The organism is Chelativorans multitrophicus, assembly GCF_011317445.1.
GTDB classification, from domain to species: Bacteria; Pseudomonadota; Alphaproteobacteria; order Rhizobiales; family Rhizobiaceae; genus Chelativorans; species Chelativorans multitrophicus.
In genome coordinates this window covers 312,068-325,990 of the sequence record NZ_JAAAPL010000002.1, presented here as the reverse complement: position 1 = coordinate 325,990, position 13,923 = coordinate 312,068, and the positions used below count along the sequence as shown (strand labels likewise).

Below are 13,923 nucleotides of genomic sequence, written 5' to 3'. Positions count from 1 at the left end.
TTTTTTTTAGAACTGCATACCGACGCCGAGCATGACCTTGTTGCTCGTCGTGTCGACATCCACGCTGTCGAACTCGGCGCTGAGATCGGTGTAGCGGTACTCGAGGCGCGCGAAGGACTTCGGCGTCAGCTTCACGTCCACGCCCGCACCGGCCGTCCAGCCAACCGCGGTTTCCGATTCGGTCAGGCCGCCGCCGGATGCCTCAAGCCGGCTGGCAGCGCCGCCGCCCGTGGCATAGAGCAGTACATTGTCAGTGGCCGCATAGCCAAGACGGGCACGCAGCGAGCCGTCAACGCCGTGCTCGACGTCCACGCCGCCTTCACTCCCTTCCATGCCGTTGTATCCGATGTCGCCTTCGACACCGTACACGAACTGGCCGGACTGACCTTGCCAGCCGCCGAAGACGTTGCCGACGAAGCCGTCGGTTTCCACTTCGCCGGGAGCCCCGTCCGCAGACACTTCACCCGAGAAGCCGTATCCAAGCGCGATACCGGCATAGGGACCGGCCCAGGTAGCAACCGGAGCCACTTCCATCGGAGCGGCAGGCGGTGCTGGCGGCTGCTCCATGATAACGTCCGCAGCATATGCTGGCATCGCACCGGCGACGATCGCGGCGGCGGCTGCAAAGCCTAGCATTGATTTCTTGTTGACCTTCATTGTGATCTCCTTAGCCACATGAGCAATATTTCGGGAAAGAACGCTTGTCGCAGCAGACAACTCGCCCTTTTAACCCCAACCGTGCGCCTGTAATGCTTTCACGAGCGCCCGGTTCCGCCAGCCCGATGGATAAAGCGCGAAAGATGGCTACAAGATGGCTGCAAAATGGCTAAACCGCAGAACGTGTATTCCCTCTCTGGAAGGAGCTTCCCAGTGTGGCCAGAACGCAACAATTTTGATCAGTGCATGCGGATCAATTAAGTATCTGCTAACCATATTGGCTTCAGCCACGCTTGCCATGCTTCTGGAAGCCAGCGCGGCCTTGAGAGAAAGAAGTATATATTTGCAACGGCGGAAATAATACGAAGTGACTACGCGGAAGCAGTCGGCAGAAAAGACCGTTCTCATAACCGGCGGTGCCAGGAGAGTTGGACGCGCAATTGTCCTCGACCTCGCCGCTCACGGCTTTGCCGTCGGCATCCACTATCGGAACTCCCGCGCTGAGGCCGAAAGACTTGCCGCCGAGGTGTCGGATGAAGGCGGCCGGGCGCATCTTCTGCAGGCAGACCTTGCTGACCCCACGCAGGCAAGAGCCTTGATGAAGGAGGCGGCCAAGGCGCTTGGCCCCATCCGCCTGCTCGTCAATAATGCCTCCGTCTTCGAACAGGATTCGGTCATCGACTTTGACGCCGAGGTCTGGGAGCGGCACTTTGCTCTACACGTGAAGACACCAGCAATTCTCGCCCAGGAGTTCGCCCGGGCATTACCGGAAGATCGCGAAGGCCTAATAGTGAACATGATCGATCAGCGCGTGTGGAGGCCCACGCCGCGCTATTTCAGCTACACGCTTTCGAAAGCGGCTTTATGGATGGCGACCCGGACCATGGCGCAGGCGCTCGCGCCGCGCATTCGGGTGAACGCGATCGGTCCGGGCGCTACGCTGCCCGACGAGGGCGAGGCGGATGCAAGCTTCCGCCGCCAAACCGAAGCGATTCTGTTAGGTCACGGGCCTGAACTACCTGAATTCGGCGCCACGATTCGCTATCTATGGGAGACACCCTCCATCACTGGGCAGATGATTGCCCTCGATGGCGGGAAGCATCTCACATGGAACGACTTAAGTGGAGACGCGTCTTGAACGCGGCAGATCTCGGCAACACGATCATAAGCGCAGAAGATTCAACCTTGGAATGGGACCGCGCCGGCACGGAAACGGCCGCCACAGGTGTGGAGGTGATTCAGGCCGTCGTGAAACGGCTTCCAAACGCGCCCGGCGTCTACCGCATGGTGAATACCGAGGGCGATGTGCTTTACGTGGGCAAGGCACGCAGCCTGAAGAAGCGGGTCACGAACTATGCCCAGGGACGTGGGCATTCGAACCGCATCGAGCGGATGATCCGCGAGACCGCGACGATGGAGTTCGTCGTCACGCGCACCGAGACGGAAGCGCTGCTCCTCGAGGCCAATCTCATCAAGCGATTGCGTCCGCGCTTTAACGTGCTGATGCGGGACGACAAGTCCTTTCCGTATATCCTGCTGACGGGGAACCATCCGGCTCCAGGCATTTTCAAGCATCGAGGTGCGCGGTCGCGCAGAGGCGATTACTTCGGGCCGTTTGCGTCCGCTGGCGCGGTAGGACGGACGATAAACTCACTGCAAAGAGCGTTCCTGCTGCGCACTTGCACCGATTCGGTTTTCGAAAGCCGCACGCGGCCTTGCCTTCTCTACCAGATCAAGCGCTGCTCCGGCCCCTGCACGAGAGAGATCAGCGTTGAGGACTACGCCACGCTCGTGAAGGAGGCGAAGGACTTTCTTTCTGGCCGCTCGAGCACGGTAAAGGCGGAGATCGCCACCGCGATGCAAGAGGCCTCTCAGGCGCTCGATTTCGAACGCGCCGCGATCTATCGCGACCGCCTTGCCGCCCTGAGCCATGTGCAAAGCCACCAGGGCATCAATCCGCAGGGATTGGAAGAGGCGGACGTCTTTGCAATCCATCAGGAAGGCGGTCAGACCTGCATCCAGGTCTTCTTCTTCCGTACCGGCCAGAACTGGGGCAACCGGGCCTATTTCCCGAAAGCGGACCCGGCGCTCGGCCACGGAGAGGTGCTGGGTTCCTTCCTGGCACAGTTTTACGACGACAAGCCGTGCCCGCGATTGATCCTCCTCTCCCATCCCGTCGAGGATCAAGACCTTTTGGCCGAAGCGCTCTCGGCCCGCGCGGGACGCAAGGTGCAGGTCTCAGTTCCGGCGCGGGGGGAGAAGAAGGACCTGACCGATCACGCCCTGCAGAATGCGCGCGAAGCGTTGGGAAGGCGCCTTGCGGAAACATCGTCACAAGCGCGGCTGCTTGAGGGGCTTGCAGAGACTTTCGGCCTGGAGGCCGCGCCACGGCGGATCGAGGTCTACGACAATTCGCACATCATGGGCACCAACGCGGTGGGCGCGATGATCGTGGCGGGTCCGGAAGGGTTTGTGAAGAACCAGTATCGAAAGTTCAATATCCGCTCGGCGGAGATCACGCCGGGCGACGATTTCGGCATGATGCGCGAGGTGATGCAACGGCGCTTCGCCCGCCTCATCAAAGAGCAAGGTCTGCCGGGCAATGGCAGCGAGGCAGAAGATTCCGACGCTTCCTTCCCCGCCTGGCCTGATCTCATTTTGATCGACGGTGGCCAAGGCCAGATGTCGGCCGTCCGCCAAATACTGGACGATCTCGGCATCGCCGATCTCGTCACCGCCATAGGTGTCGCAAAAGGCGTTGACCGCGACGCCGGGCGCGAGCGCTTCTTCATGGAGGGCCGCCCCCCCTTTACGCTGCCGCCGAGGGACCCCGTCCTCTATTTCGTGCAGCGGCTAAGGGATGAAGCGCACCGCTTCGCCATCGGTTCGCACCGCGCGCGCCGCAAGAAGGAGATGGTGAAAAACCCTCTCGATGAGATTGCCGGAATCGGCCCTGGCCGAAAGCGGGCTCTTCTTCATCACTTCGGCACCGCCAAGGCAGTCAGCCGGGCGGCGGTCGAAGACCTGATGGAGGTGGGCGGCATATCGGAATCCATAGCCCGGCTGATTTACAATCACTTTCATGAGAGTGGCTAGTGACCAGCCGCTTGACCGCGGTCTACCTGGTCTGATTTGACTAGGCCGACAATGAGCCAGCAATCCATGTCGCAACAACGCGCCTTCAACCTTCCAAACCTGCTCACTTATGCGCGCATCATGGCGGTGCCGCTGATTGTGCTTTGCTTCTTTCTTGAAGGGCGGCTGCAATCCAGCGACTTTGCCCGCTGGTCGGCGCTTGGACTGTTTCTCGCCGCAAGCGTCACCGATTACCTGGATGGCTATCTCGCGCGAAGCTGGAAGCAAACCTCCAATATCGGCAGAATGCTGGACCCGATTGCCGACAAGCTGCTCGTGGCAACCTGCCTTCTCCTTCTTGCCGCTGATACGGATCGCACGATCGCAGGCTGGACGCTCTGGGCCGCGATCGTCATCCTGTGCCGGGAGATCCTGGTATCGGGCTTGAGAGAATATCTTGCCGGGCTGAAGGTGAGCGTGCCGGTAACACAGCTTGCCAAATGGAAGACAGCCATCCAGATGGTGGCGATCGGCTTCCTCCTCGCCGGCCCTGCCGGTGACAAGATCGTCCCCTATATAACCGAGACCGGCATCGCGCTTTTGTGGTTTTCCGCGCTCGTGACGCTCTATACCGGCTACGATTATTTCCGCGCCGGCTTGAAGCATATCATCGAGGAATAGCATGAAGCTCATCTATTTCGCATGGGTCCGGGAGCGCATTGGTAAGGAGACCGAGGAGGTTACCTTGCCAGGTGAGGTGAGGACGGTTGCGGAGCTTCTTCAATGGCTGAGGGCGCGCGGCGCAGGCTATGCGGCAGCGCTCGAACACCCGCAGGTGATCCGCGTGGCCATCGATCACGAGCATGCTGACCATCAAACGCGATTGCCGTTAGACGGCGAGGTGGCGCTGTTCCCGCCTATGACGGGAGGGTGAGCATGGGCTGCGAGCCCCATATTCGCGTGCAGGCGGAGGATTTCGATCTCGCCGTTGAAATCGATCGGCTGACGGATGGCCGCAGGGATGTGGGTGCGGTCGTCACCTTCACCGGAAAATGCCGCGATGAAGGCGGTCGCTTGGCAGCACTGGAGCTTGAACACTATCCCGGCATGGCTGAAGCCGAAATGACCCGCATCGCCCGTCAAGCGGCAGAGCGCTGGCAGCTTTCCGGGCTGACCGTGGTCCACCGTTACGGCAAGATCAGGCCGGGCGAAAACATCGTGCTTGTGGTAACCGCCTCGTCGCACAGGAAAGCAGCATTAGAGGCTGCGGATTTCCTGATGGATTATCTGAAGTCGAGAGCGCCTTTTTGGAAAAAGGAGCATCTGACGGATGCCGGGCCAGGCCAATGGGTGGAAGCCAAGGCGGAAGACGAAAACGCCCTTGAGCGCTGGAAGAAATAAGAAAGCCGGGCAGAGCCCGGCTTTCTGCTGAACCTACGGCAGTCAGCCGACGATTTCAGTTTCCGAGAACCAGTAACGAATTTCCTGCTCGGCCGTTTCCGGGGCATCAGATCCGTGCACCGAGTTTTCGCCGATGGAAAGCGCGAAAACCTTACGGATAGTGCCCTCGGCGGCATTTGCCGGGTTTGTCGCGCCCATCACCTCGCGGTTCTTGGCAATTGCATTCTCGCCTTCGAGAACCTGGATCACCGTCGGACCTGAAGACATGAACTCGCAAAGCTCGTCGAAGAAGGGGCGATCCTTATGCACTGCATAGAAACCTTCAGCCTGGCGACGGCTCATCCAGACGCGCTTGGAGGCCACGACCTTCAGGCCTGCATCCTCCAGCATCTTTGTGATTGCGCCGGTAAGATTGCGCTTGGTGGCATCCGGTTTGATCATGGAAAAAGTGCGTTCGATCGCCATTTCACATCCTTCGCATAAGGGAAATAAGGGATTGCGGGTCTATAGCGGCGACAACGCCCGCTGTGAAGGGGATGGGGCCATAACCTTCATCCGGCCAGCAAGCACCCGCCACAACTCCGATCAATTCTGCGCATGGGAAAGATGAGCGGATTTCATGTGTCCTCGCACAGGGATCGGGCTAATCATAACCCGATCGGCAACAGTGGAGCAGCCCGTGAAAAGACACTTCGAGATGATGGCGAATTATAACCGCTGGGCGAACCGGCTTCTTTACGACGCGGCGGGCGAACTGACCGCCGAAGAGTTCGCGCGTGACGTAGGCGTTTTCTTCAAGTCCATGATGGGAACGCTCAACCATATCCTGGTCGCCGACCGCATCTGGATGAAGCGCTTCACCGGGAGTGGCGACGCTCCGGACCGGCTCAACGCCATCATCGACTCCGCACTGCCGTCGTTGAGGCTTGCGCGGGAAGCCGAGGACGAGCGGATCCTGAGTTGGCTTGGCACCCTGGACGAGGCCGCACTCAGCGCTTACATCACTTACTCGACGATTGTTAAGCCCGAGCCGGTATCGCAACGCCTGGCTCCTGCCCTCTCGCATTTCTTCAACCACCAAACGCATCACCGCGGGCAAGCGCACAGCATTCTTTCGGTGCTTGGCCATAATCCCCCATCGCTGGACCTCGCTTACTTCATGCGCACAGCCGAGGGAAAGAGATACGCCTGACCAACATTTTCACAGGATTGGCTGCTGCAGCCCCGGATCCGGTTTGAGGCGGGCTGAGCAGCCACATTGGCGGACTTGATCTCCGCTTTTCCAGTATTGGCAGCCCTGCGCGGAAAGAAGATCAGATAAGCCCTATCTCTTTTGGACAACCTTGTCTAATTCGTCAATCAGCTCTATATAGGAGCTATGATCAGAGAGAATTGCACCAGCATTTTCCCTCCGCGCGGACACGCTGCAAAGCGCCAGTCGATAATTGACGCCGCGGCGACTGTTTTCTGCCGTGAGGGCTTTGCAGGTGCCAACATCGATCTGATAGCTGCGGAAGCTGGCGTTTCCCGTCAGACGATCTACAACCATCACGGCGACAAGGATAAGTTGTTCACGGCGGCATTGCGGGAGATCACCGACCGGATCAACACCCGCGCCTTTGCGATTCTCGACACCTTTCCCAATCAGCCTGACGATCTCGAAGCGGATCTCGTGGCTTTCGCGCTGCGGCTAAACAAGAACTGCATCTGGGGCCGGGAAGGAAAGCTTCTGCGCAAGATGCTTATCGCCGAAGGCGAGCGTTATCCCGAGCTGTTCGACGTGTGGCGCAAGGAAGGGCCGGGAAAGATCGAATCCTCGCTCGCGGCACGGCTTGCCCGTCTCGCGCATGCAGGCTACCTCGACATAGATGACCCGGATGTCGCCGCGCGGCAATTCATGGCACTTAACAATGCCGAATTGAACATGCCTTGCATGTTCGGCAAATCCCTTACGGATGACGAGCTTCTCGCAGCGGCGCGGCGCGCAGTTTCCACTTTCCTTCGTGCCTTCGGGCGAAAGGCTGACAGGCCGGTTCGCGCGACAGCCTCTCAGGAAGCCTAGCACACCCGGAAAGCCGGAACCGGTTCGCACGGGTACGCAGCTTTTCAAATTAGGCGTCTTTGTGCGTTCTCGAGGATGCTCGGCCCCGAATGCTGCCGGCGATTGCCGCTCTTTTTGGCTCCCTCGCCCTTTTATCGGATTTACGACTGCGCCAAGCTTTATTAGACCTAAGATGAGCGCCATCGATTCAGGATATCCGACTGCCCATGCCCGAGGACCGCATTCGCTACGACATTCTCGTTCAGGAGGCGCTGCGCGGTGTTGTGCGCAAGGTGCTTCAGGAGGTGGCGCAGGCTGGGCTGCCCGGCAATCATCATTTTTTCATCCGCTTTGTGACCAATGCGCCGGGTGTGCGGATCTCCAGTCGCCTGAAGGAGCGCTATCCGGAAGAGATGACGATCGTCATCCAGTACCAGTACTGGGATCTGAAAGTGACCGAGAAAGGCTTTGAGGTCGTTCTCTCGTTCTCCGACATTCCCGAGAAGCTGGAGATACCCTTCTCGGCCGTTCGCGGCTTTTACGATCCCTCGGCGAGCTTCGAAGTCGAATTCGAGGTGAAGCAGGAGCAGCCGCACGCTGAACCTGCAGAACCGACGCTGCTCAAGGAAGAAGCGAAGCAACCAGCCAAGCGCAAGCCGGCAGCCGAGCGCAAGACGGAGGGCAATGAGGCCCCCGCGGAAGAAAAAGCCGAAGGCAAGGGTGCGGAAGTCGTCTCGCTGGATGCATTCCGCAAGAAGTAGGCGATGGGCGAGCTCGTAAATCTTCGTCTCGTTCGAAAACGGAAAAACCGGGCGCAGAAAGAGCAAATCGCTGCGGAAAATCGTACCCGCTTCGGCCAGCCGCGCGCAAAGCGCGAGGCCGATCGTCGCGCCGAGGCGCTCGACGCCGCGAGACTGGAAGCACACCGCCGCTTAGTTTCCCCTGACGAAGACAAATGAGCGCGCCCAAAAAGCGCTCCGTAACAATTCGCGGCCATCGGACGAGCTTTTCGCTCGAAGATGCCTTCTACAGTGAGCTTGAACGCATCGCGGCGGCGCAGGGAAAGCCCGTGGCCGCTCTGATCGGCGAGATCGACGCTTCTCAGTCGCGGAACACCAACCTGTCTTCTGCGCTGCGTCTTTATGTGCTGGCCGAGGTCAAGCGAAGGGCGTGCGAGGATAAGAGCCGGGATTAGATTATTGCTCCAGCAATTCCAGCAGCTTTTCCACGGTGAGCTCATCGGCGCGCAAGACGGGCTGCGGGTGTAGCCCCTCTTCTGCCGCGTCACCTGGACTCATATCCGACCGAGGTTCGTTGCCCTGTACCGGAGGGGGCAGCGGTCTGCGTTCCACCGGCGAATCTCTCTCCGCTTCGGGAAGCGGCGTTTGAACCGGTGCTTGTGGAATGACTGGCCCAGGTTCGGCGCCGAGCGGTGGAGAATCCTCCAACTCCCCTGCCCCTTGGCGAGGCTGCTCCGCCTGTCGACGCGCCTCCTCCTCCCTCAGCCTGGCTTCCTCGGCTCTTCTGCGCTCTTCCTCCTGCCGTTGACGCTCGGCTTCCGCCTCAAGCCGGACACGTTCGGCTTCTGCCGCCTGACGCTGCGCTTCCAAGGCCCTAAAATAACTGGCTTCTCGCCGCAGCCGCTGCCGCTCCAAAAGAACAGCCTGCATGTGCTCCACCCGCGCCTGCTCGCGCTCAAGCGCGCGCTGGGTAAGGAATTGCGCCAGCGGCGCGGTATCGAGCTCGAGTTGCGCCTCTCCGATCGGCCCGTTAAGGGCGAAACGCACCGCCGGCTCCGACCCTGCCACGGCTTCCAGGCCGGGATCGTAGGTGATCGTTCCTGAGGCCGAAACCGTCTCGTCCCTCAGGTCGGCTGCCGCCTCGACGCTCATGCGCGTGCCCCGGCTTTCAAGCTGCACCGGCGGCATTCGCGCCACGCCATTGGCGATGGTGAATGCCAGGTCCACGTTCCCGGCTGAAAGCCGGTCCCGCCTGACGAGTGCCGGCGCGAAGGCTCTTACATTCTCCCCGTTGATCTCGACGCCAAGACTGTCAGCCTCTTCGAGGATCGGGGCGATCGCCGCCGGATTTATGCCGGAGACGATGAGATTCCTTAGGGACGCCGATCCTGAGCCGGAAAGCGCGGAGACCATTGCGCCAACGGACTTGCCGCTTGCAGTGACGCTGGCGCTGACATCGGAGTGTCCCGATATTCCGCTGCCCGGCAGGACTGCCTCAAGCGGAGCATCGCGCAGCGACATTTGTGCCGAAAACAGTCCCGTACCGGCGTCATTTCTGAATTCGGCCAATCCTTCCATCGTTCCGCCGAAAATCTGCCCGGTGAAATCAGACACGGCGAAACCCTCTGGACCGATCTTCAGCCGCATATGCGCGTCATTGGCGGCGGCGGAATTTCCGAACCAAAGTTCACGTGCGGTGAGTTCGACATCGGCCGTAAATGGCGAGATCTCATTGCCGCTGAAGGGCGCTTGCGGCCACGCCCCTTCTCCAGCTTCGAAGGCCCGGCTGCCTGCCACCATCTCTGCCGCAAGGCCGAGGTCAAAGCCGGCCATGGTAAGGGAGCCTGTCAGATGCGGCACGCGTTCGCGAAGCTCGGCATTAAGATCGCCGCTCACATTTCTCTCCGCGACCGCCCCTTGCAGATTGCTGATAACGAGCAGACCGTCGCCGCCGTCCAAGCCTGCTGAAAGCACTGCTGGAAGACCATAGCCAAATCCCGGCAACGAGATGCCCGCTTCGGCAAGCCACGGTTCCAGATCGTCGGCTTCAAGCCGGGCATTTCCTTGGATCGCCAAGCTTTCGCCGGCGCGTACCTGCCCGTTGAAGCTCGCGTCGAGACCCTGCCCCGAGAAGCTGAACTCCGTCTCCATACCCCGCGCTGGAATACCCTCAGCAAGCCATTCCACCTGTGCCGCACCGGTGAAGCCCAGAGGCAGTGCTGGAAAGCCTAGAAGCGCGTAGAGCGCGGATGCGTTTTCGTTTTGGGCGGTTAGGCGGGTCGTGAGTTCCGCATTGGCAAGATCGGTGAGCGCACCTTGGCCAGACACGGACAGATCCACCGCCGTGCCTCCCGAAACTCCCTTGATGGCAGCGGAAAGTCCGCCTTCCGTGTTGGCGATGATATTGAGTTCACTATCCGCAAGAAGTCCGGGATATGCGGCGGCATTGCTGCTAAGCGCCGAAATAAAAGGCATGTCGGGGAAGCGCTGCGCGAGAAGTTCGGCAAGCGGCGCAAGATCGACGGCGATCACTGATGCGTCAAGCTTCCCCGTTGGCTCGGCGCCAATATTGCTCACGGTTCCGGTGGCACTGATATTCGCATCGGCCAATCCGGTCAGGGTAAAGCGGTCGATTTCGAGAGTGCCCTCGCGCAGGCGCATCGCCGCATCCAGGCGTTCGGCTGTAAATCCTTGGGCGGAAACGGGACCGGCCGTGATATCCAGGTCGACATTATGGTCGCCCAGCCTGTTGCGGCCGGCATCGCTGATGAAAAGCGATGCAAATGCTCTCATTCCCTCCAAATCAAGTCGATTGCCGCCGAGCTTCAGCATCAAAGACGGGCGCGCATCTTCCGGGCTTTGACGGTTTATAGCGCCGCGGAAGCGCGCATCGCCGAGGATCAGTTCCATATTGTCGAAGCGCTGCCGCTCCTTGCTCAACAAGACATCCGCGCTGAAACCGGCCGCGGGAAGGTGTCGGATCGCCTCGTCCACATCGCGCGCCACCCAGGCAGCAAAGCCCGAAGGCTGAGTTACCGCCAGGAGCATTCTTCCCGAAAACGAGGGGGCTGCCCCCGTGGTAAGCAGGCCCTCCCCTTCGAAGCGCGTGCGGCCGGGCAGCGTCGCGGCGGCGGACGCGATATTCCAGCCCTCCTCGGCGGGTTGCGCCCGGATGCGAATGTCCCGGATGGTCGTGTCGCCCGCAACGATGGCGGGCAGATTCAGGGCGATCGATCCCGGAATGGCCGGTTTTGGTAGATTTGTGATGAATGCCCTTAGAGCAGCAAAACGTTCGTCGGCGGAAAGGCCGGAGATGACGCCCGCTTCCGCCTGCGACTCATCCAGCCTGATTTGCGCCCCGTCGGCCGTCACCGAGAAGGACGGGTTGGCGCCGAAATCCACAGCGGCGGTTCCGTCTGCCGTATAGGGGGCGTCCTCTGGCCCGGTTTGAAACCGGAATTCATCGATGGCCAGGCGCTGATGATCGAGGCTGAAACGACCCGCCACGCGGTTGCCTGGGTTCACCGCTGCCGCTGAAGCCTCCTGCGCCTCTTCCGAGGGGTTTGCGTTAACAAAGCGGAATGTGCCCGAATATCTCCCTTGTTCCTGATCAAGCCGCGCTTCGCCATCCGTTTCGATCAAAACCGGATAATCCCGCGGCTGCGCGGATATCCGGACGCGCATGGCCCCGTCCGAGGCTGTTCCGGTGGAAGCCGTGAGCGTAACTGGAAGGCCGTTTACCTGCAATGTTCCTGTTACCCGCCAGGGCCCGGCGAGGCTGCGCGCGGAGATTTCGCTGTTGATATTGCTGAGCGTTACCGTTCGTCCGCTTGCGTGCTGAAGAACGGTGATTGTGCCCGCCGAGACGGTCACACCTTCAAGCCTTATCTGGCTCGGGTCAAAAGGTGAGGAAGGCCGCACAGCCCAATCGACCTGCCCCGTGGATGCGATCTCGATGCTCGCGCTCGGCCGCACCAGCCGCATGTCGAAGATAAGGAGCTCTCCTCGCAGGAAGGGAGCAAGTTCCGCATCCATCGAGAATTCATCGACCGTCATCGCCGGATCGCCGGGTTCGGCTCCTGCCACGACGACATCGGTGAAGGTGACGGAAGGGAATGGAAGGAGGCGCGCTCTTGCGGTGCCCTCCACACGAACTTCACGGCCGAGGATGCGGCTGGCCTCCCGCTCGAAGGCGGCGCGATAGGATGTCCAGTCGATGAAATAGGGCGCTACCAGAGCTGCGGTCAGCACCAGCACCACAAGTCCACCGATGATCACGAACAGCCGCGCCAGTCCTACCTCCCCTTCCCTGTCTTGGGGCTTGCCGAGAGCGCCATAGCCACAATTTCACCAGGCCGTCAGCTTATGTGCCACTCAAGCCAGGATCTTTCCAGGATTCATGATCCCTTGCGGGTCAAGCGTTTGCTTGATGGAGCGCATGATCTCAACCCCTGCCCCGTGCTCCTGTTCCAGATAACGCATTTTGCCCTGCCCGATCCCGTGTTCGCCCGTGCAGGTGCCATCCATCGCCAGCGCCCGCGCATTGAGCCGGGCGACAAACGCCTGCGCGCGCTCGATCTCGGCCGGGTCTTCCGTATCCATAATGATCGATACATGAAAATTGCCGTCACCCACATGGCCCACGATCGGCGCGACCAATCCGTTTTCGGCGATATCGGCCTCTGTCTCGACAATGCATTCGGCAAGGCGGGAGATCGGCACGCACACATCGGTGGTCAGCGCCTTTTTTCCCGGCCGCAGCTTCAAGCTCGCCCAGTGGAAGTCGTGCCTGGCCTTCCAAAGCTTTTGCCGTTGCTCGGCCGCCGATGTCCAGACGAATGGACCACCCGAAAACTCGGAAGCGATCTCGCCGAACATCTCCGCCTGTTCATGGACACCGGATTCCGTCCCGTGGAACTCCACGAAGAGACATGGACCTTCGGGATAATCGAGATTGGAATAGCCATTGATGGCGCGCATTCCCAGCGCATTGACCAGTTCGATCCGCGCCACCGGAATTCCCATCTGGATCGTCATGATCACGGCGTTGCATGCCGCCTCCACGCTCGGGAAGGGACAAACCCCTCCGGAAATCGCCGGCGGGATGCCGTAAAGCCTCACCGTCAGCGAGGTGATGATGCCGAGCGTGCCTTCCGATCCCACAAGGAGCCGGGTAAGATCGTAGCCGGCAGAGGACTTGCGCGCCCGCCTTGCCGTCGTGATGGCACGCCCGTCGGCAAGCACCGCGGTTAGCGAAAGCACATTCTCGCGCATCGTGCCGTAACGCACGGCGTTGGTGCCGGACGCACGCGTGGCGGCCATTCCGCCAAGGCTCGCATTGGCGCCCGGATCGATGGGAAAGAAAAGCCCGGTATCCCTCAGATATTGGTTGAGCTCTTCCCGCGTGAGGCCTGCTTCCACGGTGCAATCGAGGTCTTCCTGGTTCACCGCGAGCACGCGCTTCATTTCTGACATATCGAAGGAAATGCCGCCCGCCGGCGCGTTGACATGGCCCTCCAGCGACGTCCCGGTCCCGAAGGGAATGATCGGCACGCGGAACTCGGCGCAGATCCGGACCGCCTCCTGCACCTCCTGCAGGTTCTGCGGGTAAAGCACCCCGTCCGGGGCCTGGGTGGGAATATAGGTGACTGTGTGCCCGTGCTGAGCGCGGATGGCGAGCCCCGTCTGCAGTTTCGGGCCGAAGCGCGCGGCAAGCCGTTCCAGCACAGCCGCAATCCCGGCCTCGTTGCGCAACATGGTGGCTGTGTTCATGTCTTCCTCCGGCCGCGAAGGCTCCTTCCTTCAGTGTTCAGCAATTTGCCGCCATGTCCAGTATCATCCCGAATGGCGGCTTGTTAACCGCTCGTTTACCATAAGGCTCTTTGCACAGCTTCCGCCTTTCCGCTTCCTTGAAGCGCTGCGCCGCGGCCTCACAATCTGACTGTCTCCACGGACGATTCGCCGGCGCAACGGCCCGGCCCATTCAGGAGGAGCGCTCGTTGAGGGTGG

At 60.6% G+C, this 13,923-nt stretch carries 14 protein-coding genes; 10 read left to right on the top strand and 4 right to left on the bottom strand.

Annotation, left to right across the window (positions count from 1 at the left end):
• Positions 1–6: 6 nt before the first annotated feature.
• A complete protein-coding gene (locus tag GNP00_RS12245; RefSeq protein WP_011581308.1) occupies positions 7–657 on the bottom strand; it encodes an outer membrane protein in 651 nt (216 codons plus the stop codon).
• A gap of 367 nt (positions 658–1,024) precedes the next feature.
• Here GNP00_RS12245 and GNP00_RS12240 point away from each other — a divergent pair, with 367 nt between their 5' ends.
• From GNP00_RS12240 to GNP00_RS12220, 5 genes are all read left to right on the top strand, one after another.
• Complete coding sequence (locus tag GNP00_RS12240) at positions 1,025–1,795, top strand: SDR family oxidoreductase (RefSeq protein ID WP_011581309.1); 771 nt, start codon at positions 1,025–1,027, stop codon at positions 1,793–1,795.
• 47 nt (positions 1,796–1,842) lie between these two features.
• On the top strand, positions 1,843–3,753 hold the full coding sequence (uvrC, locus tag GNP00_RS12235) for an excinuclease ABC subunit UvrC (RefSeq protein WP_425483015.1): 1,911 nt from the start codon (positions 1,843–1,845) through the stop codon (positions 3,751–3,753).
• A gap of 66 nt (positions 3,754–3,819) precedes the next feature.
• Complete coding sequence (pgsA, locus tag GNP00_RS12230) at positions 3,820–4,413, top strand: CDP-diacylglycerol--glycerol-3-phosphate 3-phosphatidyltransferase (protein ID WP_041544709.1); 594 nt, start codon at positions 3,820–3,822, stop codon at positions 4,411–4,413.
• A gap of 1 nt (position 4,414) precedes the next feature.
• Positions 4,415–4,666 carry a molybdopterin converting factor subunit 1 gene (moaD, locus tag GNP00_RS12225; protein ID WP_011581312.1) on the top strand — a complete coding sequence of 84 codons (252 nt, stop codon included), beginning with the start codon at positions 4,415–4,417 and terminating at the stop codon, positions 4,664–4,666.
• A gap of 2 nt (positions 4,667–4,668) precedes the next feature.
• On the top strand, positions 4,669–5,133 hold the full coding sequence (locus GNP00_RS12220) for a molybdenum cofactor biosynthesis protein MoaE (protein WP_011581313.1): 465 nt from the start codon (positions 4,669–4,671) through the stop codon (positions 5,131–5,133).
• A gap of 42 nt (positions 5,134–5,175) precedes the next feature.
• Here the strand turns inward: GNP00_RS12220 and ndk are convergent, their stop codons facing one another.
• Positions 5,176–5,598, bottom strand: a complete 423-nt coding sequence (ndk, locus tag GNP00_RS12215) for a nucleoside-diphosphate kinase (protein WP_011581314.1) — start codon at positions 5,596–5,598, stop codon at positions 5,176–5,178.
• Between the two features lie 214 nt (positions 5,599–5,812).
• On the opposite strand from ndk, the gene GNP00_RS12210 reads away from it, so the two are divergent.
• From GNP00_RS12210 to GNP00_RS12190, 5 genes are all read left to right on the top strand, one after another.
• On the top strand, positions 5,813–6,325 hold the full coding sequence (locus GNP00_RS12210) for a DinB family protein (protein WP_011581315.1): 513 nt from the start codon (positions 5,813–5,815) through the stop codon (positions 6,323–6,325).
• A 186-nt stretch (positions 6,326–6,511) separates the two neighbouring features.
• The gene (locus tag GNP00_RS12205; RefSeq protein WP_011581316.1) at positions 6,512–7,195 is read left to right on the top strand and encodes a TetR/AcrR family transcriptional regulator; all 684 of its coding nucleotides are present in this window, start codon (positions 6,512–6,514) and stop codon (positions 7,193–7,195) included.
• Positions 7,196–7,401: 206 nt separating this feature from the next.
• Entirely contained in the window at positions 7,402–7,935 is a 534-nt protein-coding gene (locus GNP00_RS12200) for an SspB family protein (protein WP_011581317.1), read from the top strand.
• 3 nt (positions 7,936–7,938) lie between these two features.
• A complete protein-coding gene (locus GNP00_RS12195) occupies positions 7,939–8,133 on the top strand; it encodes a DUF4169 family protein (protein ID WP_041544710.1) in 195 nt (64 codons plus the stop codon).
• On the top strand, positions 8,130–8,369 hold the full coding sequence (locus tag GNP00_RS12190) for a ribbon-helix-helix domain-containing protein (RefSeq protein ID WP_011581318.1): 240 nt from the start codon (positions 8,130–8,132) through the stop codon (positions 8,367–8,369). The genes GNP00_RS12195 and GNP00_RS12190 overlap by 4 nt, the downstream gene beginning before the upstream one ends.
• A 1-nt stretch (position 8,370) precedes the next feature.
• On the opposite strand, the gene GNP00_RS12185 is transcribed toward GNP00_RS12190, so the two are convergent.
• Together GNP00_RS12185 and GNP00_RS12180 are read right to left on the bottom strand one after the other, a co-directional pair.
• Positions 8,371–12,192 (bottom strand): AsmA family protein, encoded by a 3,822-nt coding sequence (locus GNP00_RS12185; RefSeq protein ID WP_011581319.1) that lies wholly within the window; start codon positions 12,190–12,192, stop codon positions 8,371–8,373.
• Positions 12,193–12,288: 96 nt separating this feature from the next.
• Positions 12,289–13,686, bottom strand: coding sequence for an FAD-binding oxidoreductase (locus GNP00_RS12180; RefSeq protein ID WP_011581320.1), 1,398 nt, complete (start codon positions 13,684–13,686; stop codon positions 12,289–12,291).
• Between the last annotated feature and the right edge of the window lie 237 nt (positions 13,687–13,923).